Source organism: Streptomyces collinus Tu 365 (assembly GCF_000444875.1).
Taxonomy (GTDB): domain Bacteria; phylum Actinomycetota; class Actinomycetes; order Streptomycetales; family Streptomycetaceae; genus Streptomyces; species Streptomyces collinus_A.
Map to the genome: position 1 here is coordinate 2,869,258 of NC_021985.1, position 20,895 is coordinate 2,890,152.

At 72.9% G+C, this 20,895-nt stretch carries 21 protein-coding genes; 14 read left to right on the forward strand and 7 right to left on the reverse strand.

Features of this window, described 5'->3' with window-relative positions:
• Positions 1 to 40: 40 nt before the first annotated feature.
• On the reverse strand, positions 41 to 1,660 hold the full coding sequence (locus B446_RS12370; RefSeq protein WP_020939779.1) for an MFS transporter: 1,620 nt from the start codon (positions 1,658 to 1,660) through the stop codon (positions 41 to 43).
• A gap of 65 nt (positions 1,661 to 1,725) precedes the next feature.
• Between B446_RS12370 and B446_RS12375 the strand changes: the two genes are divergently transcribed.
• From B446_RS12375 to B446_RS12385, 3 genes are all read left to right on the forward strand, one after another.
• Positions 1,726 to 2,352, forward strand: coding sequence for a TetR family transcriptional regulator (locus B446_RS12375; RefSeq protein ID WP_020939780.1), 627 nt, complete (start codon positions 1,726 to 1,728; stop codon positions 2,350 to 2,352).
• A gap of 92 nt (positions 2,353 to 2,444) precedes the next feature.
• Positions 2,445 to 3,662 carry an alpha/beta hydrolase gene (locus B446_RS12380; protein ID WP_020939781.1) on the forward strand — a complete coding sequence of 406 codons (1,218 nt, stop codon included), beginning with the start codon at positions 2,445 to 2,447 and terminating at the stop codon, positions 3,660 to 3,662.
• Positions 3,663 to 3,728: 66 nt separating this feature from the next.
• Positions 3,729 to 4,589 carry a DUF4429 domain-containing protein gene (locus tag B446_RS12385; RefSeq protein WP_020939782.1) on the forward strand — a complete coding sequence of 287 codons (861 nt, stop codon included), beginning with the start codon at positions 3,729 to 3,731 and terminating at the stop codon, positions 4,587 to 4,589.
• Positions 4,590 to 4,626: 37 nt separating this feature from the next.
• Here the strand turns inward: B446_RS12385 and B446_RS12390 are convergent, their stop codons facing one another.
• Positions 4,627 to 5,082 carry a MerR family transcriptional regulator gene (locus B446_RS12390; protein WP_020939783.1) on the reverse strand — a complete coding sequence of 152 codons (456 nt, stop codon included), beginning with the start codon at positions 5,080 to 5,082 and terminating at the stop codon, positions 4,627 to 4,629.
• Positions 5,083 to 5,177: 95 nt separating this feature from the next.
• On the opposite strand from B446_RS12390, the gene B446_RS12395 reads away from it, so the two are divergent.
• Both B446_RS12395 and B446_RS12400 read left to right on the forward strand, forming a co-directional pair.
• Positions 5,178 to 5,660, forward strand: a complete 483-nt coding sequence (locus tag B446_RS12395; protein ID WP_043475436.1) for a GNAT family N-acetyltransferase — start codon at positions 5,178 to 5,180, stop codon at positions 5,658 to 5,660.
• A 21-nt stretch (positions 5,661 to 5,681) separates the two neighbouring features.
• Positions 5,682 to 6,503 carry a serine hydrolase domain-containing protein gene (locus B446_RS12400; protein WP_020939785.1) on the forward strand — a complete coding sequence of 274 codons (822 nt, stop codon included), beginning with the start codon at positions 5,682 to 5,684 and terminating at the stop codon, positions 6,501 to 6,503.
• 63 nt (positions 6,504 to 6,566) lie between these two features.
• On the opposite strand, the gene B446_RS12405 is transcribed toward B446_RS12400, so the two are convergent.
• Positions 6,567 to 7,220: a pirin family protein gene (locus tag B446_RS12405; protein ID WP_020939786.1), complete on the reverse strand. Its 654-nt coding sequence runs from the start codon at positions 7,218 to 7,220 to the stop codon at positions 6,567 to 6,569.
• Positions 7,221 to 7,329: 109 nt separating this feature from the next.
• Here B446_RS12405 and fasR point away from each other — a divergent pair, with 109 nt between their 5' ends.
• From fasR to fabF, 5 genes are all read left to right on the forward strand, one after another.
• A complete protein-coding gene (fasR, locus tag B446_RS12410) occupies positions 7,330 to 8,535 on the forward strand; it encodes a fatty acid biosynthesis transcriptional regulator FasR (protein WP_043475439.1) in 1,206 nt (401 codons plus the stop codon).
• A gap of 89 nt (positions 8,536 to 8,624) precedes the next feature.
• The gene (locus tag B446_RS12415) at positions 8,625 to 9,557 is read left to right on the forward strand and encodes an ACP S-malonyltransferase (RefSeq protein WP_020939788.1); all 933 of its coding nucleotides are present in this window, start codon (positions 8,625 to 8,627) and stop codon (positions 9,555 to 9,557) included.
• A gap of 15 nt (positions 9,558 to 9,572) precedes the next feature.
• Positions 9,573 to 10,628 (forward strand): ketoacyl-ACP synthase III, encoded by a 1,056-nt coding sequence (locus B446_RS12420; RefSeq protein ID WP_020939789.1) that lies wholly within the window; start codon positions 9,573 to 9,575, stop codon positions 10,626 to 10,628.
• Positions 10,629 to 10,708: 80 nt separating this feature from the next.
• Complete coding sequence (locus B446_RS12425; RefSeq protein WP_020939790.1) at positions 10,709 to 10,957, forward strand: acyl carrier protein; 249 nt, start codon at positions 10,709 to 10,711, stop codon at positions 10,955 to 10,957.
• A gap of 85 nt (positions 10,958 to 11,042) precedes the next feature.
• A complete protein-coding gene (gene fabF, locus B446_RS12430; RefSeq protein WP_020939791.1) occupies positions 11,043 to 12,305 on the forward strand; it encodes a beta-ketoacyl-ACP synthase II in 1,263 nt (420 codons plus the stop codon).
• An 84-nt stretch (positions 12,306 to 12,389) separates the two neighbouring features.
• Here the strand turns inward: fabF and B446_RS12435 are convergent, their stop codons facing one another.
• Positions 12,390 to 12,884 carry a DUF3145 domain-containing protein gene (locus B446_RS12435; RefSeq protein ID WP_020939792.1) on the reverse strand — a complete coding sequence of 165 codons (495 nt, stop codon included), beginning with the start codon at positions 12,882 to 12,884 and terminating at the stop codon, positions 12,390 to 12,392.
• Positions 12,885 to 13,140: 256 nt separating this feature from the next.
• On the opposite strand from B446_RS12435, the gene B446_RS12440 reads away from it, so the two are divergent.
• Entirely contained in the window at positions 13,141 to 14,043 is a 903-nt protein-coding gene (locus tag B446_RS12440) for an SGNH/GDSL hydrolase family protein (protein WP_020939793.1), read from the forward strand.
• Positions 14,044 to 14,057: 14 nt separating this feature from the next.
• A complete protein-coding gene (locus B446_RS12445) occupies positions 14,058 to 15,029 on the forward strand; it encodes an aldose epimerase family protein (RefSeq protein ID WP_020939794.1) in 972 nt (323 codons plus the stop codon).
• A 69-nt stretch (positions 15,030 to 15,098) separates the two neighbouring features.
• Here B446_RS12445 and B446_RS12450 read toward each other — a convergent pair whose 3' ends face one another.
• The gene (locus B446_RS12450) at positions 15,099 to 17,603 is read right to left on the reverse strand and encodes a glycoside hydrolase family 3 C-terminal domain-containing protein (protein WP_078614690.1); all 2,505 of its coding nucleotides are present in this window, start codon (positions 17,601 to 17,603) and stop codon (positions 15,099 to 15,101) included.
• Between the two features lie 57 nt (positions 17,604 to 17,660).
• On the opposite strand from B446_RS12450, the gene B446_RS12455 reads away from it, so the two are divergent.
• Both B446_RS12455 and B446_RS12460 read left to right on the forward strand, forming a co-directional pair.
• Positions 17,661 to 18,242, forward strand: coding sequence for a TetR/AcrR family transcriptional regulator (locus B446_RS12455; protein ID WP_020939796.1), 582 nt, complete (start codon positions 17,661 to 17,663; stop codon positions 18,240 to 18,242).
• Between the two features lie 85 nt (positions 18,243 to 18,327).
• On the forward strand, positions 18,328 to 19,593 hold the full coding sequence (locus B446_RS12460) for a hypothetical protein (protein WP_020939797.1): 1,266 nt from the start codon (positions 18,328 to 18,330) through the stop codon (positions 19,591 to 19,593).
• On the opposite strand, the gene B446_RS12465 is transcribed toward B446_RS12460, so the two are convergent.
• Complete coding sequence (locus tag B446_RS12465; protein ID WP_020939798.1) at positions 19,583 to 20,374, reverse strand: EI24 domain-containing protein; 792 nt, start codon at positions 20,372 to 20,374, stop codon at positions 19,583 to 19,585. The two genes, B446_RS12460 and B446_RS12465, sit on opposite strands and share 11 nt — an antisense overlap.
• Before the next feature lie 23 nt (positions 20,375 to 20,397).
• Positions 20,398 to 20,832: a MarR family winged helix-turn-helix transcriptional regulator gene (locus B446_RS12470; protein ID WP_020939799.1), complete on the reverse strand. Its 435-nt coding sequence runs from the start codon at positions 20,830 to 20,832 to the stop codon at positions 20,398 to 20,400.
• Positions 20,833 to 20,895 lie beyond the last annotated feature (63 nt).

Here is a 20,895-nt window from a genome sequence, read left to right on the forward strand (position 1 = left end):
TGATAGGCGAATCCACCGACCGGGACCGGGCGGTCCCGGATCAGATGTGACCGACGCCCGCGCCCGCCTCCGCGTTCTCGCCGCGCTTGGTGAGCAGCGCGACGAGGACGGCCACCGCCGCCACGCCCGCCGCGACCAGGGAGGCGAGGCTCATGCCGGAGATGAAGGTGTCGTGGGCGACGGCGGTGATCTTCGCGACGATCGGCTCCGGGGTGCCCTTGGCGACCGGGGCCACGCCGACCTGGACGGCCTCGGAGGCCTGGTCCAGCTGCCGGGGGTCGAGCTTCGGCAGTCCGGCGCCGGTCCAATTGCCCTGCAGGTCGCTGTCGACCTTGGAGGCCATCACGGCACCCAGCACCGCGGTGCCGAGGCTGCCGCCGATCTGCATGGCCGCCTGCTGGAGGCCGCCCGCCACGCCGGACAGCTCCATGGGCGCGTTGCCGACGATGACCTCGGTGGCGCCGACCATGACCGGCGCGAGGCCGAGGCCGAGGAGGGCGAACCAGACGGACATCGCGCCGCTGCCGGTGTCGGCCTTGAGCGTCGACATGCCGTACATGGCGATCGCGGTCGCGGCCATGCCGCCGGCCAGCGGGATGCGCGGGCCGAGCTTGGTGATCGCGGCGCCGGCGAGCGGCGAGCCGACGATCATCATGCCGGTGAGGGGCAGCAGGTGCAGACCGGCGTCGATGGGGCTCATGCCGTGCACGTTCTGGAGGTAGAACGTCACGAAGAACAGGCCGCCCATGAAGGCGATCGCCATCAGGACCATGAGGACGACACCCGCGGACAGCGGGACCGAGCGGAACATGCCCAGCGGGATCAGCGGTTCGGCGACCTTCGTCTCCCAGACGGCGAAGAGCGCGAACAGCAGCGCCGAGGCACCGATGAACAGCCAGGTCTTGCCGTCCCCCCAGCCCCAGGCCGGGGCCTTGATGAGCGCCCACACCAGGCAGAACATCGCGCCGGAGAGCAGGACGATGCCGGGCAGGTCGAAGGAGCGCGGCGCGTTGTGGGCTCGGTGGTCCAGCAGGATCAGCAGGCCGAGGACGAGGGCGACGAGGCCCACCGGCACGTTGACGAAGAACACCGACTGCCAGTTGACGTGCTCGACCAGCACACCGCCGAGGATCGGGCCGCCCGCGGTGGAGGCGCCGATCACCATGCCCCAGATACCGATCGCCATGTTGAGCTTCTCGGCCGGGAAGGTCGCCCGCAGCAGACCGAGCGCGGCCGGCATCAGCAGCGCGCCGAAGAGGCCCTGGAAGACACGGAAGGTGACGACCGCGGCGATGCTGTGCGACAGGCCGATGGCGCCCGAGGCGGCGGCGAAGCCGGTGACGCCGATCAGGAAGGTCTGCCGGTGGCCGAAGCGGTCACCGAGCTTGCCCGCGGTGATCAGGGAGACCGCGAGGGCGAGGAAGTAGGCGTTGGTGATCCACTGCACGTCCGAGAAGCTCGCGTGCAGGTCCTTCGCGATGGCCGGGTTGGCGATCGCCACGATGGTGCCGTCGAGGGCCACCATCATGACCCCGACGGCGACGGTGATGAGGGTGAGCCACGGATGCCCGCGCAGCCCCGTGGCCGGGGTCGGCTCCGACGGGGCGGACGCCGCCTTGTCCCCCGGCCCCGTGGTGTCGACGGTGGTCTGACTAGTCATGTAATGAGGCTAGTGACAGTCGCTGACAATTGACAAACCATTTCACAAGTCGGTAACTGACACCTATGGAAACTCTGCGTGAGCGCAAGAAGCAGCGCACCCGTGACGCGCTGGTGCGCTCCGCGCTCGAACTGTTCACGACCCAGGGCTACGAGCGCACGACCGTCGACGAGATCGCCGGGGCCGTCGAGGTCTCACAGCGCACCTTCTTCCGCTACTTCGCCGGGAAGGAGGAGGTGGCCTTCGCCGTGCAGGAGATGACCGAGGCGCACTTCGTGGCGGCGGTACGGGCGCGACCCGCGCACGAGGCGCCCATGGAGGCGCTGCGGCAGGCGGTGCTCGACGGCTGGGACGCGATCCGGGAGACCGTCGAGTCGGCGGTGCCGGTCGAGCTGTACCTGCGCATGTACCGGACGATCGAGTCGACGCCCGCGCTGCTCGCCGCCCATCTGCGGCGCTCGGCCGCCACCGAGGAGACCATCGCCCGGCTGCTGGCCGAGCGCGAGGGTGTCGACGTAGACACCGACCCGCGGCCACGGCTCGCGGTGGCCGTCTTCGGCGGGGTGATACGGGTCACCGAGCGACAGTGGAGCACGGGCGACGACTTCAGTCTGCTGGCGATGCGTCAACTCACCGCGAGCCACCTGGATCAGGTGGGATCGGCACTCATCGGGAACTGGCGCGTCACATGAGGACGTTCCGAGATCGTTCGACGCTTGCCGAAACGTGATACCTGTCACTCGGTTACCGCGAGACCCTCTCGTTCTCCTAGTGTGTCCTCCCAGTGACTTCCTTCGACACCTCCCCGCAACTCAGCGTCTGGCGCGCACTGCTCGCCCTGGGCGTGGTGTTCGTGATGCTCGCCACGACCGGCTGGACCGCACTGCACAGCCACCGTGAGGCGAGCGCGCTGCAGGCCTCGCTCGACAAGTGGCGGCACGGCCACGTCCACGGCCGCCACCTGCCGGACCCCGCCTCCGCCCCGGCGCGGCTCACCCGCTTCTTCGCAGCGCTGAGCCCGCACGAGCGCGACCGTATCGCCCACCGCTACCCCCTGGCGGTCGGCAACATGAACGGCGCGCCGGTCTCGCTGCGCTACCGCGCCAACCACATCGCGCTGGGGCAGGCCCGCAAGGTCGAGAAGAAGCGGATGCACGACAGCCGGCTGAGCACGGCCGGCCAGCAGGAAGCCGGCCGGCGCATGCACCGCTACGAGGCGCTGATGAGCCGCGGCCGCCACATCCTCGCCTTCGACCCCGCCGGCTCGGGCCGGGTCGCCGAGGTGTTCGGCAGCCTCGACCGGGCCGACCGGATCTCGGTCGTCGTCCCCGGTGTCGCCACCGACCTGCTCACCTTCCAGAAGACGAACCGCCCCTACACCGCCGCCTTCGGCATGTCCAAGGCGCTGTACGCGGCCGAGCGGGCCCAGCGCCCCTCGACGCGCACGGCCGTGATCGCCTGGGCCGACTACACCGCGCCGGACGGCCTCGGGGTGGACGCGGCGACCGGTCTGCGCGCCGAGGAGGGCGCCGTACGGCTGAACGCGCTGCTGCGCGCGCTGCCGGGGCGGGCGCCGGTGTCGATGTTCTGCCACAGCTACGGCTCGGTGGTCTGCGGGGTCGCCGCGCACGGCATGCCCCGCCGGGTGACCGACCTGGCGGTGGCCGCGAGCCCCGGCATGCGCGTCACCCGGGCCTCCCACCTGGGCACCTCGGCCCGGGTGTGGTCGATGCGGGACGCCACCGACTGGGTGCAGGACGTGCCGTACCTGGAGCTCGGCGGTCTCGGGCACGGGGCCGACCCGGTGTCCTCGGCGTTCGGGGCGCGGGTGCTGTCGGCCCGGGAGGCACAGGGCCACGCCGGCTATTTCCAGCCGGGCACGGACAGTCTGCGCAACCTCGCCCTGGTGGGGGTGGGCGCTTTCGACGAGGTGACGTGCGCCCGTGGGAACGACGCCTGCCGGGCCGGTCTGCCCGGCACGAACACGGCCGGACGCGCGTAGAAACAGCAGGAAGTGCGGTCTGCGCGGGTGGCGACGGAGGAGCACGTGCCGCATACGATGAGCCGCATGGGTGACGTACTGGCGGGTTTTCATGCCGTCTGGGAGTTCGAGTCCGACTCCGTGCTCATCCGCTACGAACGGGGGATCCGGACACCGAAGCTGTTCCAGGCGCTCGGCGAGCGGCGGATCCCGCTCTCCGCGCTGGAAGAGGTGACGCTCACCTCGGGGCGGCGCGGCACGGTGGCGCTGCGGCTGCGGCCGCGCCCCGGTGCCGACCCGCTGATGGAGGCGGCCGCCGGACAGCTGCCCGAGGGGTCCGACCCGTACCGGCTGGTGCTGCCGGCGGAGCGGGAGACCCTCGCGGAGTACTACGCCGACGAGCTGAAGGCGCTGCTGACCGAGGCCGCGTCCGGGCCGGCCGACCGCTACCTGGTGGCCGCGCCCGAGGGGCCGATGCACTTCAAGGCGTACGACGGCAAGGCGTCCTTCGACGGGACGACCGTGCGGTTCCGGTGGTCCTGGACCGGGGCGTCCTCGGCGAAGTGGAAGGCCGGGGACCGGAGTTACCCGGTCGACGGGCTCAGCGGGGTGGAGTGGCGGTCGCCGGAGGTCTTCGAGGGGCATCTCAGGCTGCTGCCGCGCGAGGCCGGCGGCCCCGCCGGTCCCGTGCAGCCCGACCAGGACCCGGCCGCCGTGGTCTTCGGTCTCGGCTACGGGCCGGTGCACGAGTCGCTGCCGTTCGCGGCGGCCGTCCTGGCCGCGGTACGGAACCGGGGGCCGGCACCGGCGGCGGTGCCCACCCCCGCGCGACGGGATCCCGCGGACATCGCCGAGCGCATCCGGCACCTGGGAGAGCTGCACGAAGCGGGTCTGCTCACGGACGAGGAGTTCTCCGCCAAGAAGGCGGAGCTGCTGGCCGAGCTCTAGGTGCCGAAGGGGAGCGGGCGAGCCCGTCGGCCCCCCCTCACCTCTCCCGCGCGTAGAAGCTGATCTTGCGGTCCAGCACCGCGAGCGTGTCGTGCAGCTCCGCGATCCGCGCCACCACGTCGCGGCGGGTGGACTCCAGCAGGTCCTGCCGTTCCGGGTAGGTGCCGTCGCCCTCGCGCACCAGCTCCGCGTACCGCACCATGTCCGCCACCGGCATGCCGGTCAGACGCAGCTTGGTCACGAAGTCCAGCCAGTCCAGGTCGCGGTTGCTGTAGCGGCGCTGGCCGGTGTGCGAGCGGTCGACGTGCGGCATCAGGCCGATCCGCTCGTACCAGCGGAGCGTGTGGGCGGTCAGGCCGGTGAAGGCGACGACCTCGCTGATCGTGTAGCGGTCCTGGCCGTCGGCGCGCGGGTGGCGCCGGGGCGGGGCGGAGCAGATGTCGGCGGGGCTGGTGCGCGCGGTGTCCACGGGCGGGGTCTGCATCACCGTCATGCCCCCACGCTATGGCCTTCGAGTGCACTCCAAGCAAGCGGATACCGGTAAGAAATCCCGGGACGCGGCGCGTGGGCGTTGGTTAGCGTGCGGTCATGACTCTCGTACGCCGGGCGGGGCCCGAGGACGCCGCGGAAGTGCTGCGACTGCGCCAGGTCATGATCGACTCCCTGTTCGGCGGGGACGGGGACGGGGGCGGTCCGACCGGCTGGCAGGCCGAGTCCCTGCCGACGCTGCGCGCCAGACTCGGTGACGGGGACGGGGACTTCGCGGCGTTCGTGGTGGAGCACCCGGAACGGCCCGGGGCGCTGGCCGCGCTCGTGGCGGGGACGGTGGAGTACCGCATCGGCAAGGCGGGCAATCCGCACGGCCGGGTGGGGCACGTCTTCAGTGTGGCGACCGACCCCGACGCGCGGCGCCGTGGCTACGCGCGGGCGTGCATGGAGGGCCTGCTGGACTGGTTCCGGGCGCGCGGGGCCGGGCACGTGCTGCTGAACGCCTCCCCCGAGGCGGAGCCGCTGTACTCCTCCCTCGGGTTCACCCGTGACCCCGACCCCTCGATGCGGCTGCTCCTGTGAGCCGGCACTAGGCTCGCCGGCATGTCGTTGCAGAGTCTGGCGCTGATCGAGAACTGGCCCGTCCCCACCGCCGCCGCGGGTGTGGTCCGGGCGGACGGGACCGTGCTCGGGACGCACGGGCCGGCCGGGCACCGCTTCCCGCTGGCCTCGGTGACCAAGCCGCTCGCCGCGTACGCGGCGCTCGTCGCGTACGAGGAGGGTGCCGTCGAGCTGGACGAGCCGGCCGGGCCGCCCGGGTCGACCGTCCGGCACCTGCTCGCCCACACCTCCGGGCTGGCCTTCGACGAGCACCGGGTGATGGCCCCGCCCGGGGAGCGGCGACTGTACTCCAACGCCGGGTTCGAGCAGCTCGGGGACCACATCGCCAAGGCGACGGACATCCCGTTCGCCGAGTACCTGCGGCAGGCGGTGCTGGCGCCGCTGGGGATGACCGCGACCTCGCTGGAGGGCTCGCCCGCGAAGGACGGCGTCTCGACGGTGGAGGACCTGCTGCGGTTCGCGGCGGAGGTGCAGGCGCCGCGGCTGCTGGACCCGCGGACGGTGGCCGAGGCGATGAGCACGCAGTACCCGGGGACCAAGGGGGTGCTGCCGGGCTACGGGCACCAGAACCCCAACGACTGGGGGCTGGGCTTCGAGATCCGGGACGGCAAGTCGCCGCACTGGACGGGCGGTTCGTCCTCGCCCCGGACCTTCGGGCACTTCGGCCAGTCCGGTACGTTCCTGTGGATCGACCCGGACGCGGGGCTGGCCGCGGTCGCCCTGACGGACCGGGCGTTCGGGCCCTGGGCGACCGAGGCGTGGCCGGCGTTCACGGACGCCGTGCTGGCCTCGGCGCGGGGCTGACCCGGGCGGCGGTGCCGGCCGCCACGGCCCGGCCGGTCACCGGCGTCGGGCCGGCCGCCGGGGTCAGGCCGTCATCTCCCACAACAGCAGTTCCGCCGCCGTCACGCCCACCGCGGCCAGGCCCCGCTCCCCGGTGATCCGCGCCGAGTCCCCGGGGCCGAGCCGCTCCTCGCCGAGGACGGCCTCCCCGCGCACCACGTGCGCGTACAGCAGCGCCGCGTCCGGCACCGCGGTCCGCTCGCCCGGGGCCAGCCGCCGCACGTGCAGCATCGCCCCGGCGGCCGGGACGGCGTACGGGGTGGAGTCCGCGATGCCCCGGACCACGTCGTACGACGGCTCCCCGCCCGGTGCCAGCGGCGCGAGCCACATCTGGACGAAGGTCAGCGGGCGGTCGGAGTCGTTGCGCTCCACGTGCCGGACGCCCGCGGCGGCGCTGAGGTGCTGGACGTCGCCGGGCCCGACCCTGCTCGCGCGGCCGGTGGAGTCGCGGTGGGTCAGCTCGCCCTCGACCACCCAGGTCACGATCTCCGTGTGGCTGTGCGGGTGCTCGTCGAAGCCGGCGCCGGGCGCCAGCCGCTCCTCGTTGCAGGCGATCACCGCCCCGAAGCGCAGGTTGCCGGGGTCGTAGTGCGGGCCGAAGGAGAAGGCGTGGCGGGTCTCGATCCCGTCCTTCGGATCCCCTCCGCGATAGCGCTCCGCGGCGCGCCGTACGTCCATCACGGGCACCACCGTAGACGGCGCCGGGGACCGCCGCCGGTCCCCCCGTGCATCCCGCCCGCGACCCCGGCGGCGCACGCTCCCGTCCGGATAAGGCAGTCTTGTCCCCGTGCCCGAACCCGTAACCCGTCACAGCGACCCCGCAGCACGGCCCGCCCATCCGCACTCGGCGACCCTGAAGCGGCTGGAGAAGTCGTCCGGGAGCCTCGCCGCGCAGGCCATCGCGCGCATGGACGAGACGCTCTCGTGGTACCGGGCCATGCCCCCGGAGAACCGTTCCTGGATCGGGCTCGTGGCCCAGGCGGGCATCGCGGCCTTCACCGAGTGGTTCCGGCACCCCGACGCGCCCCAGGCGATCTCCACGGACGTCTTCGGGACGGCGCCCCGCGAGCTCACCCGGGCCATCACGCTGCGGCAGACCGTCGAGATGGTGCGGACCACCATCGAGGTGATGGAGTCCGCCATCGACGAGGTCGCGGCCCCGGGCGACGAGAGGGTGCTGCGCGAGGCGCTGCTCGTCTACGCGCGGGAGATCGCCTTCGCCACCGCCCAGGTGTACGCGCAGGCCGCCGAGGCACGCGGTGCCTGGGACGCGCGCCTGGAGTCGCTGGTCGTCAACGCCGTGCTCAGCGGGGAGGCCGACGAGGGCGCCGTGAGCCGGGCCGCCGCGCTCGGCTGGAACTCCCCGGAGCACGTGTGCGTGGTGCTCGGGACCGCGCCCGACGGGGACAGCGAGCTGACCGTCGAGGCCATCAGGCGGGCCGCCCGGCACGCCAAGCTCCAGGTGCTCACCGGGGTGCTCGGGGACCGGCTCGTCGTCATCGCGGGCGGCAACCCCAACCCGCTCGCCGTGGCCAGGTCGCTGATCGGGCCGTACGCCGCCGGGCCGGTGGTCGCCGGGCCCGTCGTGCCCGACCTGCTGGCCGCCACCCGCTCCGCGCAGGCCGCGGCGGCCGGGCTGAAGGCGTGCTCCGCCTGGCAGGACGCCCCGCGCCCGGTACTGGCGGACGATCTGCTGCCGGAGCGCGCCATCGCGGGCGATCCGAGCGCCCGCGAGCAGTTGGTGGAGGAGATCTACAGACCGCTGGAGGAGGCGGGCTCGGCGCTCCTGGAAACCCTGAGTGTCTACCTGGAGCAGGCGAGCAGCCTGGAGGGCGCGGCCAGGATGCTCTTCGTTCACCCGAACACCGTGCGCTACCGGCTCCGACGTGTGACAGACGTCACCGGCTGGTCGCCTTCGGATGTACGATCCGCGTTCACACTGCGGATCGCGCTGATCCTGGGGCGTCTGGCTGATGGAGACGCCCAACCCTAGGCTTTTGTCGGGGGCCCACAAAAGCCCCCCGTGTTCTTCGTCCCTGTCCCCACGGGCGGCCGTGGCCGTCCCCAAGAGAGAGTGTGAGAGTGCTCGTACTCGTCGCTCCCGGCCAGGGCGCCCAGACGCCCGGCTTCCTGACTCCCTGGCTCGACCTCCCCGGTGCCTCGGACCGCGTCGCCGCGTGGTCGGAGGCCATCGGTCTGGACCTGGTCCACTACGGCACCCGGGCCGACGCGGACGCCATCCGCGACACCGCGGTGGCCCAGCCGCTGCTGGTCGCCGCCGGCATCCTGTCCGCCGCGGCACTCGGTGACATCTCCGAGCTCGCCCCGGGCGCGGTCGCCGGTCACAGCGTCGGTGAGATCACCGCCGCCGCCTTCGCGGGCGTCCTCGACGACGCCGCCGCGCTGCGTCTGGTGCGCACCCGGGGTCTGGCCATGGCCGACGCCGCCGCCATCACCGAGACCGGCATGTCGGCGCTGCTCGGCGGCGACCCGGACGTCTCCGTCGCGCACCTGGAGAAACTGGGCCTGACCCCGGCGAACATCAACGGCGCGGGCCAGATCGTCGCCGCCGGCACGCTGGAGCAGCTCGCCGCGCTGAACGAGGACATGCCCGAGGGCGTCCGCAAGGTCGTCGCGCTCAAGGTCGCCGGCGCCTTCCACACCCGGCACATGGCTCCCGCCGTCGAGACGCTGGCCGGGGCGGCCGCGGCGCTGTCGCCCGCCGACCCGAAGGTCACCTACGTCTCCAACAAGGACGGCCGGACCGTCGAGACCGGCGCCGAGGTGCTGGAGCGCCTGGTCGGCCAGGTGGCCAACCCGGTGCGCTGGGACCTGTGCATGGAGACGTTCAAGGCGCTGGGCGTCACCGCGCTCATCGAGGTGTGCCCGGGCGGCACGCTGACCGGCCTGGCCAAGCGGGCCCTGCCCGGTGTCAGGACGCTCGCCCTGAAGACCCCCGACGATCTCGACGCGGCCCGTGCGCTCATCGCCGAGCACGCCGACGCTGACGCCTAAGGAGCCGTACCGACCATGGCGAAGATCAAGCCCAGCAAGGGCGCCCCGTACGCACGCATCCTCGGCGTCGGCGGCTACCGCCCGACCCGGGTGGTGCCCAACGAGGTGATCCTGGAGAAGATCGACTCGTCCGACGAGTGGATCCGCTCGCGCTCCGGCATCGAGACCCGGCACTGGGCGGGCCCCGAGGAGACGGTCGCCGCGATGTCCCTCGAGGCCGCCGGCAAGGCGATCGCGGACGCCGGCATCACCGCCGAGCAGATCGGGGCCGTGGTCGTCTCCACCGTCTCGCACTTCACGCAGACGCCGGCCGTCGCCACCGAGATCGCCGACAAGCTGGGCACCGACAGGGCCGCCGCCTTCGACATCTCGGCCGGCTGCGCGGGCTTCGGCTACGGCCTCACCCTCGCAAAGGGCATGGTGGTCGAGGGCTCCGCCGAGTACGTGCTGGTCATCGGCGTGGAGCGGCTCAGCGACCTGACCGACCTGGAAGACCGGGCCACGGCCTTCCTGTTCGGCGACGGCGCCGGCGCGGTCGTGGTCGGCCCCTCCAAGGAGCCCGCGATCGGCCCGACCGTCTGGGGCTCCGAGGGCGACAAGTCCGGGACCATCAAGCAGACCGTCACGTGGGACCGGTTCTTCCCCAACGCCCGGCTCAGCGCGGGCGCGCAGACCCCCGCGGACCTGCCCGTCGACACCGAGGGCAACATCAAGTTCCCTGCGATCACGCAGGAGGGCCAGGCGGTGTTCCGCTGGGCCGTGTTCGAGATGGCGAAGGTCGCCCAGCAGGCGCTGGACGCGGCCGGAATCACCGCGGACGAACTGGACGTCTTCATCCCGCACCAGGCCAACGTGCGGATCATCGACTCGATGGTGAAGACGCTGAAACTGCCGGAGCACGTCATGGTCGCCCGTGACATCCGCACCACCGGCAACACGTCGGCCGCCTCGATCCCGCTCGCGATGGAGCGGCTCCTGGCGACCGGCGAGGCGAAGAGCGGCGACACCGCGCTCGTCATCGGATTCGGGGCGGGTCTCGTCTACGCCGCCACGGTCGTTACCCTCCCCTAGGCACTCCGTGCCGGATCTCACGGTCCGGCAGGGGACAACTGCCACAAACCGTCTGGAACATCGAAGAAGGAGCGCCTGACATGGCCGCCACTCAGGAAGAGATCGTCGCCGGTCTCGCCGAGATCGTGAACGAGATCGCCGGGATCCCCACCGAGGACGTCCAGCTGGACAAGTCCTTCACCGACGACCTGGACGTCGACTCGCTGTCCATGGTCGAGGTCGTCGTCGCCGCCGAGGAGCGCTTCGACGTGAAGATCCCGGACGAGGACGTCAAGAACCTCAAGACCGTTGGTGACGCCACCAGCTACATCCTCAAGCACCAGGCCTGAGTCACCCCTCAGACCGCAGGCTGCTAGGCCCCGCCACCCGGCGGTGGCGCCGTAGATTCCCGCATCCGTTGGAGAAAGAATTCCCGTGAGCCCGACCAATCGCACCGTGGTCGTCACCGGTATCGGCGCAACCACACCGCTGGGTGGCGACGTAGCCTCGACCTGGGAGGCCCTCGTCGCCGGCCGGTCCGGCGTCAGCCTCCTGGAGCAGGAGTGGGCGGCACAGCTGCCGGTCCGCATCGCCGCGCAGATCGCCGTCGAGCCGGGGGAGGTCATCCCCCGCCCGCAGGCCCGCAAGCTGGACCGGTCCGCGCAGTTCGCGCTGATCGCCGCTCAGGAGGCATGGAAAGACGCCGGTTTCACCGCCAAGGCCGGTGAAGACGCGTCCGTGAACCCCGACCGTCTCGGTGCGGTCATCGCCTCCGGCATCGGCGGTGTGACGACGCTCCTGGACCAGTACGACGTTCTCAAGGAGAAGGGCGTACGCCGCGTCTCCCCGCACACCGTGCCGATGCTGATGCCCAACTCCCCGGCGGCCAACGTCGGGATCGAGCTGGGTGCCCGCGCCGGTGTGCACACCCCCGTCTCGGCCTGCGCCTCCGGCGCCGAGGCCATCGGGTACGCGATCGAGATGATCCGCACCGGGCGTGCGGACGTGGTCGTGGCCGGTGGCACCGAGGCCGCCATCCACCCGCTGCCGATCGCCGCGTTCGGCAACATGATGGCGATGTCCAAGAACAACGACGACCCGCAGGGCGCCTCCCGCCCCTACGACTCGGGCCGTGACGGCTTCGTGCTCGGCGAGGGCGCCGGTGTGATCGTCCTGGAGTCCGAGGAGCACGCGAAGGCCCGCGGCGCCCGGATCTACGCGGAGGCGGTCGGCCAGGGCATCTCCGCCGACAGCCACCACATCACGCAGCCCGAGCCCTCCGGCAACGGCATCGCGCACGCGCTGCAGAACCTGCTCGACAACACCGACCTGAAGCCGGCCGAGATCGTGCACGTGAACGCGCACGCCACCTCGACGCCGCAGGGCGACGTCGCGGAGATCAAGGCGCTGCGCAAGGTGTTCGGCGACGACGTCGACCACATGGCCATCTCGGCGACCAAGTCGATGACCGGTCACCTGCTCGGTGGTGCCGGCGGCATCGAGACCGTCGCGTCGATCCTGGCGCTGGTCAACCGCACGGCTCCGCCGACCATCAACGTGCGCGAGCTGGACGCCGAGGTCAACGCCGACGTGGTCGTCGGCGAGCCCCGGTCGCTGCCCGAGGGCCGGATCGCCGCGCTGAACGACTCGTTCGGCTTCGGCGGCCACAACGTGGTGCTGGCGTTCCGCACCATCTGAGCCCATGAGGAAGGGCCCCCACCGTCCGGTGGGGGCCCTTTCCCGTCTCTGTCCCGTCTCTGTCCCGGCCCGGTCCCGGACGTCTCAGACGACCTGGTGCAGCCAGCGCACCGGGGCGCCCTCCCCCGCGTAGCGGAACGGCTCCAGCTCGTCGTCCCAGGGCTTGCCCAGGAGTCTGGACAGCTCGGCCTCCAGGTCGGTCTCCTCGCGCCGGCTGCGCTGCAGGGCGGCGCGCAGGCGGTCCTCGGGGATCAGGATGTCACCGTGGATGCCGGTGACGGCGTGGAAGATGCCCAGGTCGGGGGTGCAGCTGTAGCGCTCCCCCTCGGCGGTGGCGCAGGGCTCGGCGGTCACCTCGAAGCGCAGCAGGTGCCAGCCGCGCAGCGCCGAGGCGAGCTTGGAGGCCGTGCCGGCCTGGCCCTGCCAGGAGAACTCCGAGCGCCAGGTGCCGGGAGCGGCGGGCTGCCGGATCCAGTCCAGGCTGACGCGTGTGCCGAGCACTCCGGCCACGGCCCACTCGACGTGCGGACACAGCGCGCGCGGCGCGGAGTGCACGTACAGAACTCCACGTGTCGTCACCGGAACCTCCGGGCAGAGCGGGACATCTTGCGGACTGGCGGGGCGGCAGTGGCACGACGGCCGCGTTGATGGCGAGGCTACCTTGCGGGGGCGCAAGGAGTGTGACGTACCGTCGGTCCCGGTGCCGGGAAACTCCCGCCATTCACCCAGGGGGACGCTTGTACGGGGGTGCGCCGTTCCAGGGGCCGCGGCCGGGAACCCCCGCACGTTGTTATGGGAGTGAGCAGTACACCGTCGACCGAGGGGATCAGCAGGCATGCGGAAGCGTGGGCTCCGTGCGCGGGCCGCACTCGCCGTCGTGGTGACGGCGGTGCTGGCGACGGCCGGGTGTGACGCCTTCGGTGGCGGCGGCGCGGACGGCACGAAGGACCCCGGGGCCGGCGCCTCCCGCTCGGCGTCGAGACCCGCGCCGGTGTGGAACCGCAGCCCCGACTCGGTCGCGGCGGTCGGCGACTCCATCACCCGCGGTTTCGACGCCTGCGCGGTGCTCACCGACTGCCCGGAGGTGTCGTGGGCGACGGGCAGTGACGCCGGGGTCGACAGCCTGGCGGTGCGGCTGCTGGGCGCGGCGGGCGCGGCCGGGCACAGCTGGAACTACGCGGAGACCGGTGCCCGGATGTCCGACCTGCCGGGCCAGATGGCCCGGGCGGCGGCCAGGGGCCCGCAGCTGGTGACGGTGATGGTCGGGGCGAACGACGCGTGCCGTGCGTCGGCCTCCGCCATGACGTCGGTGGCCGACTTCCGCGCGGGGTTCGAGGAGTCGCTGGCCACCCTGCGCGCGACGCTGCCGAAGGCGCAGGTGTACGTGGCGAGCGTGCCGAACCTGAAGCGGCTGTGGTCCCAGGGGCGGACGAACCCGCTGGGCAAACAGGTGTGGAAGCTGGGCATCTGCCCGTCGATGCTGGGCGACGCCGACGACCTCACCCGGGCGGCCGTGGTGCGGCGGGACGCGGTGCAGCAGCGGGTGGAGGAGTACAACGAGGTGCTGAAGGACGTCTGCGGCAAGGACCGCCGCTGCCGCTTCGACCGGGGCGCCGTGTTCGACTACCGCTTCGGCACCGATCAGCTCAGCCACTGGGACTGGTTCCACCCCAGCCGGGACGGGCAGGCCCGACTCGCCGAGATCGCCTACCGCACGGTGACCGCGGTGAAGCCGTGACCTAGGGTTCCCACATGAGTGAACTCTTCGGCACATTTTCCGACGGCACCCCGGTGCACCGCTGGACGCTGGAGCGGTCGGGGGTGCGGGTGCGCGTGCTGTCGTACGGCGGGATCGTCCAGTCGGTCGAGGTCCCGGACCGGGACGGGGGCACGGCGGACGTGGTGCTGGGGTTCGCCGGGCTCGACGGCTACCTGGAGCACCCGGAGCCGTTCCTCGGGGCGCTGGTCGGCCGGTACGCCAACCGCATCGGGGGCGCCGGGTTCACCCTGGGGGGCGGTGTCTTCACTCTGACGGCGAACGACGGGCCCCACACGCTGCACGGCGGTGAGCGCGGGTTCGACAAGCGGGTGTGGGACGTCGAGCCGGTCGAGCACGGGGTGCGGCTGACCCGGGTGAGCCCGGACGGCGAGGAGGGGTTCCCGGGCCGCCTCGAGGTGGCGGCGACGTACACGCTCCAGGAGTCGGGCGCGCTGCGGATCGCCTACGAGGCCGTCACGGACGCCCCGACCGTCGTGAACCTCACCAACCACACGTACTGGAACCTGGCCGGTTCCGGCGACGCGAGCGGTCACGAGCTGCGGCTGGCCGCGTCCCGGTACACCCCGGTGGGGCCGGACCTGATCCCGGCCGGTGTCTCGCAGGACGTGACCGGCTCACGCTTCGACTTCCGCACGGCCCGCAAGGTGGGTTCCGGCTACGACCACAACATGGTGCTGGACAAGGGCGTGACGGGGGCGGCCGAGGAGGTCGCCGAGCTGCACGACCCGAGGTCGGGGCGGGTGCTCACGGTGGCCACCACCGAGCCGGGCCTGCAGCTCTACACCGGCGACCACCTGGGCGAGCCGTTCGCCCCGCACGACGGCATCGCCCTGGAGACCCAGCACTACCCGGACTCCCCCAACCGCCCGGACTTCCCGACCACCGAGCTGCGCCCGGGAGAGGTCTTCCGGTCCGAGACGGTGTACGGCTTCTCGGCGCGGTAGGCCGGGGCCGAGCCCCGGTCCGGGTGTCAGGTCCCGGACCGGGGCTGCTCGTGGGGGACTTGTCCCGGATCAGACGTTAATCGGCGCGGTCAGCCTGCGGTCCGTGATCGAGCGGCCCGCGGCGATCTCGTACGAACCCTTCACAATTACCCAGTCCTTCGCCGTCTCATCCCAGCTCTCGAAGGCGCGGCGGGGCAGTTCGACGCTCACCTCGACGCTCTCGCCGGGTCCGGCCTCGGCGGCCGCGAACCCGGCGAGGCGGCGTGCCGGGCGGCCGGTGCCGGGTTCCTGGGGGGCCAGGTAGAGCTGCACGACCTCGCGGCCCGGCCGGGTGCCGGTGTTGCGGAGGCGGACCCGCGCGGTGGTGCCGTCGACCTCCAGGGACTCGTAGGCCCAGTCGGTGTAGCCGAGGCCGTGCCCGAACGGGTAGGCGGGGGTGCGGCCGGCCTTCTCCCAGGCGGCGTGGCCGATGAACAGGTCCTCGGTGTAGGGCAGCGCGCCGTCCACGGGGACGACCCGGGTGACGGGGGCGTCGGCCAGGGACCCCCAGGTGGTGGGGAGCCGGCCGCCGGGCTCGTGCGCGCCGGTCAGGACGTCGGCGAGGGCGGCTCCGCCCTCCTGGCCGGGGAACCAGGTCAGCAGCACGGCGGCGACCTCCTCCCGCCAGGGCAGTTCGACCGGGGAGCCGGAGTTGACGATCACCACGGTGTTCGGGTTGGCGGCGGCGACGGCGCGGACCAGGTCGTCCTGGCGGCCGGGCAGCGCCAGGTCGGTGCGGTCGAAGCCCTCGGACTCGACGCGGTCGGTGGTGGCGACCATGACGACGGCCGTGTCGGCGCGGCGGGCGGCCGCGACGGCCTCGGCGATCAGCTCGTCGGGGTCGCGCGGCGGTCCGCAGTGGGCGAGGGCGAAGGCGACGGCCCTCAGGGGGAGGCCCTCGGGGTGGTGGACGACGTGGGTGAGGGAGACCTCGACGGTGCGGCCCGCCGTGAGTTCGGCCCGGGCGCGCGGCACGGGTGCGGCGAACAACGCCTCGAAGGGGCTGTCCGCATGGGGGCGCTGGACGTCGTCGTAGTGGGTCGTGCCGTCGACGGTCAGGGTGAACGCGCCCATGCCCCGGACGCCGAAGGTGTGCGGTCCGGACTCGCGGGGGGTGAAGGTGCCGGTCAGCTCGACGGTGTGGAGGGTGGCGTGGGTGACGCCGTCGGGCAGGTCGGTGCCCATCCACTGGATCAGCCCGCCCGGCGCCGAGGCGGTGCCGAGGATGTTCCCGGCGGCGTCGCGGCAGATCGCGCGGAAGGTGAATCCCCGCTCGGCGACGGCGAGTTCGGTGGCCGGGTCGGCGCCGACGGCGTACTCGAGCGCGCCCTCGGGGAGGGCGGCGGTGAGGCCGTCGAGCGGGGAGACGATCCGGGCCGGGAAGACGGTGGCGGAGCCGCCGCCGAGGATGCGGGCGTCGCGGGCGGCGGCGCCGATCAGGGCCACGGTGCCGGGCTTCAGCGGCAGGGCGCCGCGCTCGTTGCGCACGAGGACGAAGGAGCGGCGGGCGATCTCCCGGGCCAGGGCCTCGCCGTCGACGGCTGCGGGCGGTTCGCCGACCACCGGTTCGGCGCCGTCCAGGACTCCGACACGGGCCGCGAGGCGCAGCACCCGGCGCACGGCGGCGTCGACGGCGGCCTCGGTGACCCGGCCGTCCCGGACGGCCCGCGCGAGGGCCTCGCCGTACACCGTGCCGGGGCCGGGCATGGCGACGTCGAGGCCGCCTTCGAGGGCGCCCACGGTGTCGCGGGCGGCGGTCCAGTCGGAGACGTTGAAGCCGTCGAAGCCCCACTCGCCGCGCAGGACCTCCTCGACCAGGTGGCGGTGCTCGGTCATCGTGGTGCCGTTGACGGAGTTGTAGGCGGTCATGACGCCCCAGGGGCGGGCGCGTTCGACGATGGCCTCGAAGGGGGCCAGGTACAACTCGCGCAGGGCGCGTTCGGAGACCAGGTTGTCGACGGTGAAGCGGTCGGTCTCGGCGTCGTTGGCGACGAAGTGCTTGACGGTGGTGCCGACGCCGCCGGACTGGACGCCGGTGACGTAGCCGGCGCCGATCTCACCGGTCAGGTACGGGTCTTCGCTGTAGGCCTCGAAGTGGCGGCCGCCGAGCGGGGAGCGGTGCAGGTTGACGGTGGGCGCGAGCAGCACGTGCACGCCCTTGCGGCGGGCCTCCTGGGCGAGCAGCACGCCCGCGCGGCGGGCGAGTTCCGGGTCCCAGGAGGCGGCGAGCGCGGTGGGCGAGGGCAGGGCGACGGAGGGGTCGTCGGCGGTCCAGCGCACCCCCCGGACGCCGATCGGGCCGTCGGACATGACCAGGGAGCGCAGTCCGATCTCCGGCAGGGCGGGCAGGCTCCACATGTCCTGGCCTGCCAGGAGTCGCGCCTTGGCGTCGAGCCCGAGCCGTCCCAGCGCGGCCTCCACGGCCGCCTCGCGGGCCTCGTCGCCGTTCTCCCGGCGTGCCCGGCGTGCCTCGTCCTTCTCCGCCACGGTGGTACCTCCTCGCTGAAGTCCCTCTGGGTCCCTCACATCCTGCATCCGTCACCTGTGGAGCGGTAGGTTTCGTAACCCCGTCGTTACATCGCGCCGAGGGGGATGCCGTACGGTGACGTCATGAAGGCCAGGGTCAGGAGCGAGGAGCGGCGGGCGGAGATCGTCGGGGCGGCGCTCGCGGTGATCGCCGAGCGCGGTTACCGGGGGGCGAGCCTGAGCGCGGTGGCCGAGCGGGTCGGCCTCACCCAGCAGGGGCTGCTGCACCACTTCCCGACGAAGGAGGCCCTGCTGGTGGCGGTGCTCCAGGACCGGGACCGCTGGGACGCGCTGCCGGACACGCGGTGGCGGGTCGACCTGCTGGTTGCGCTGGTCGAGTACAACGCGATGCGCCCGGCCGTCGTCCAGACCTTCTCGGCGCTGCTCGGCGAGAGCGTGACGGAGGGGCATCCGGCGCGGTCCTACTTCACCGGGCGCTACGCGCAGGTACGCGAGAGCATCGCGGCCGCCCTGCGCGCCGAGTACGGGGACCGGCTGCCGAGCGGCCTCACGCCGGAGCGCACCGCCCCGCTGCTGGTCGCGGTGATGGACGGCCTGCAGTACCAGTGGCTGCTGGACCCGGAGGCGGTCGACATGCCGGGCGCGTTCCGGGACTTCCTGCGGCTGCTGGGCGAGCCGGTGGACTGACACCCGGCGTCCACCGTCGTCACACGTGGCAGTATCAGCGCCAGAACGGCACTTCCACCCCTGTGACGGAAGGACCCGAACTCCCTTGACCGCCTTACGCCTTCGGCTCGGCATGCTCGGGCTGGCCCTGCTGGCCGGCCTGTCCGCCCCCGGTGCCGCGCCCGCCGCCACGGCCGCCGCCACGGCGGCCCCCTCCCCCACCGCCGAGGAGCGGCGGCTCGACCGGGCCGTGCCCCAGGAGATCCTGCGCCGCTCCGGATTCGACGAGCCGGCCGCCCGGTTCGGCCGTGACCTCGCCCGCGCCCGCAGCTACCCGCAGGCCCGCCGCCTGGTCGGCCGGCAGGGTGCCGCGCTGTGGCGGCGCGCGGTGGACCGGGCGCAGGGGCGGGGGCCGGCGGGCGGCGACCTGGCGCGGGACGACGACCGGCCGCTGTACTGGGCCCGGCTCGGCATGACCCGGCAGGTGCGCACGTGGCAGCCGGGGTTCGCGCTCGGCGACGGTCAACGCGCGTCCCTGCTGGACCGGCTGGAACGCACCTCGCGCGGAGAGACCGACGTCCGGCTCCCCGGCAAGCCGCACCTCGGGCGGATCCTGCTCACCGGTTTCGACCCGTTCACGCTCGACCGCGACATCCGGATCTCCAACCCCTCGGGGGCGAGCGCGCTGGCGCTGGACGGCACGGTGATCGAGACGGCCCGCGGGCCGGCCCGGGTGGAGACCGTGGTGTTCCCGGTGCGCTGGGCGGACTTCGCCGAGGGCACGGTGGAGCGCACCCTGCGGCCGTACCTGTCCCGGGCCGACCTGTTCATGACGGTGAGCCAGGGCCGGGTCGGGCGCTTCGACGTCGAGCGCACCAACGGGGCCTGGCGGGGCGGCTTCCCCGACAACGACGACGTCGCGAGCACCGGGACCGTCCCGGTCGCCGACCCGGCCACGCAGCCCCAGTGGACGTCCACGACCCTGCCGTACGCGGCCGTCACGGCGGCGGACACCGGCCGGTTCCCGGTGTACGACCACACGGAGGTGACCGAGATCCCGGCGGGCGGCACGGCCCCCGTCGTACGGCCGGACGGGCCGACCCCCGGCTCGGCGGCCCGTGCGGGCGGCGGCGGGGACTACCTCTCCAACGAGATCGCCTACCGCGCGACCCTGCTCCGGGACCGCCTCGGTCTGCACGACACCCTGCCCGGCGGCCATCTGCACACACCCGTGCTGCAGTTCGGCGCCGGCGACACCGACCCGGCGACGGGCGCGGTCACCGACCCGGAGTTCGTCCGCAACCGGCTGGACATCATCGCCCAGGTGCGGTCGATCCTGACGGTGGCCGCGTCGGCCGCGCTCAGGAACTGACCGGCTCGCCGTCCTCGGCCGTCTCGTCCCGCGCGTTCTCCTCGCCCAGCAGTTCACGGGCGAGGAGGGTGGCGCCCGCGACCGCGCCGGGCATCAGGAACACCGCGACGAACGGGACCAGGAAGGCCAGGCCGAGCGGGGTGCCGAAGCCCCACACCAGGGTCTTGCGGGAGCGCAGCAGGGCGAGCCGGTCGCGGAGTTCGACGCCGCGGCGCTGCAGCGCGACGGAGGTCAGCTCCTCGGTGAGGAAGAAGCCGGTGACGAAGAAGCCGAGCACCGGCACGACCGTCTGGCCGACCACGGGCAGGAAGCCGAGGGCGAAGAGCAGGACGCCCCACACCAGGGCCCGGACCAGGATCCGCAGGCTGTCGCGGGCCGAGATCCACAGCTCGCGCCAGAGCGGGAGGCCCGACCGGGGCACCGTGCCGTCGGGCGAGACGTCCTCGTCCACCTTCTCCGACAGGTTCTCGTAGAAGGGCTGGCCGACGAGCAGGGTCACGGCCGTGAAGGTGAGCACGGCGAGCAGCAGGCCGAGGGCGAACAGGACGGCGGTGAGGAAACCGCGGAACAGTCCCTGCCAGGGGCTCGACCAGTCGTCGGCGAACGGGGTCGCCCAGGCCACCCCGTCCTCGCCCCAGACGCCGAGCGCGACGAGCGCCGCCGCGTACAGCACCAGGGTGATCAGACCGGGCAGCAGCCCGAACCCGTACTGCCTGCCGTGCCGGCCGACCCACCGCTGGCCCGCCAGGAGATGACCGAACCCCGCCCCGAGATCACGCATGGCGAAAACTTTACCGGCGGTGCTCAGGCGTCGAGCATCCGCCGCAGCAGATCGCGCAGGACCAGCCGCTCCTCGTCGGACAGGCCGGCCAGCGGCTCGCGGGCGAAGCGCAGGCCGTCGCGCAGTTCACGGGCGACGCCCCGGCCCTCGTCCGTGGCGGCGGCCACCTTCACCCGGCGGTCGCCCGGGTCGGGGCGGCGCTCGACCAGGCCGCGGGACTCCAGGCGGTCCACGATGCCGGTCACGTTGGACGGCTCGCACCTGAGCTTCTGGGCCAGCTTGCGCATCGGCAGCGGCTCCAGCGTCAGCAGGCCGAGCAGCTTCGCCTGGGCGCCGGTCAGGGAGTGCCCGGCGGCGGCCTCCTCGTAGTCCGCGTGGTACCGGGCCACCACCTCGGCGATGAGCTGGACGACCTCGATGGTCAGTTCGTCCGGACGGGTCGTGTGCGGTGTGGCCATGCCGTCAGGATACCCGCTTACTTGACAACATGAAATATTCACGTGCACGGTTGTTTCAGGTAC

Bases quoted from the DNA above. Each gene is read 5' to 3' on its own strand.
- B446_RS12370 (WP_020939779.1), bottom strand. From the start codon at position 1,660: ATGACTAGTCAGACCACCGTCGACACCACGGGGCCGGGGGACAAGGCG.
- B446_RS12375 (WP_020939780.1), top strand. From the start codon at position 1,726: ATGGAAACTCTGCGTGAGCGCAAGAAGCAGCGCACCCGTGACGCGCTG.
- B446_RS12385 (WP_020939782.1), top strand. From the start codon at position 3,729: ATGGGTGACGTACTGGCGGGTTTTCATGCCGTCTGGGAGTTCGAGTCC.
- B446_RS12390 (WP_020939783.1), bottom strand. From the start codon at position 5,082: ATGACGGTGATGCAGACCCCGCCCGTGGACACCGCGCGCACCAGCCCC.
- B446_RS12395 (WP_043475436.1), top strand. From the start codon at position 5,178: ATGACTCTCGTACGCCGGGCGGGGCCCGAGGACGCCGCGGAAGTGCTG.
- B446_RS12400 (WP_020939785.1), top strand. From the start codon at position 5,682: ATGTCGTTGCAGAGTCTGGCGCTGATCGAGAACTGGCCCGTCCCCACC.
- B446_RS12405 (WP_020939786.1), bottom strand. From the start codon at position 7,220: ATGGACGTACGGCGCGCCGCGGAGCGCTATCGCGGAGGGGATCCGAAG.
- B446_RS12420 (WP_020939789.1), top strand. From the start codon at position 9,573: ATGGCGAAGATCAAGCCCAGCAAGGGCGCCCCGTACGCACGCATCCTC.
- B446_RS12425 (WP_020939790.1), top strand. From the start codon at position 10,709: ATGGCCGCCACTCAGGAAGAGATCGTCGCCGGTCTCGCCGAGATCGTG.
- B446_RS12440 (WP_020939793.1), top strand. From the start codon at position 13,141: ATGCGGAAGCGTGGGCTCCGTGCGCGGGCCGCACTCGCCGTCGTGGTG.
- B446_RS12445 (WP_020939794.1), top strand. From the start codon at position 14,058: ATGAGTGAACTCTTCGGCACATTTTCCGACGGCACCCCGGTGCACCGC.
- B446_RS12450 (WP_078614690.1), bottom strand. From the start codon at position 17,603: ATGCAGGATGTGAGGGACCCAGAGGGACTTCAGCGAGGAGGTACCACC.
- B446_RS12455 (WP_020939796.1), top strand. From the start codon at position 17,661: ATGCCGTACGGTGACGTCATGAAGGCCAGGGTCAGGAGCGAGGAGCGG.
- B446_RS12465 (WP_020939798.1), bottom strand. From the start codon at position 20,374: ATGCGTGATCTCGGGGCGGGGTTCGGTCATCTCCTGGCGGGCCAGCGG.
- B446_RS12470 (WP_020939799.1), bottom strand. From the start codon at position 20,832: ATGGCCACACCGCACACGACCCGTCCGGACGAACTGACCATCGAGGTC.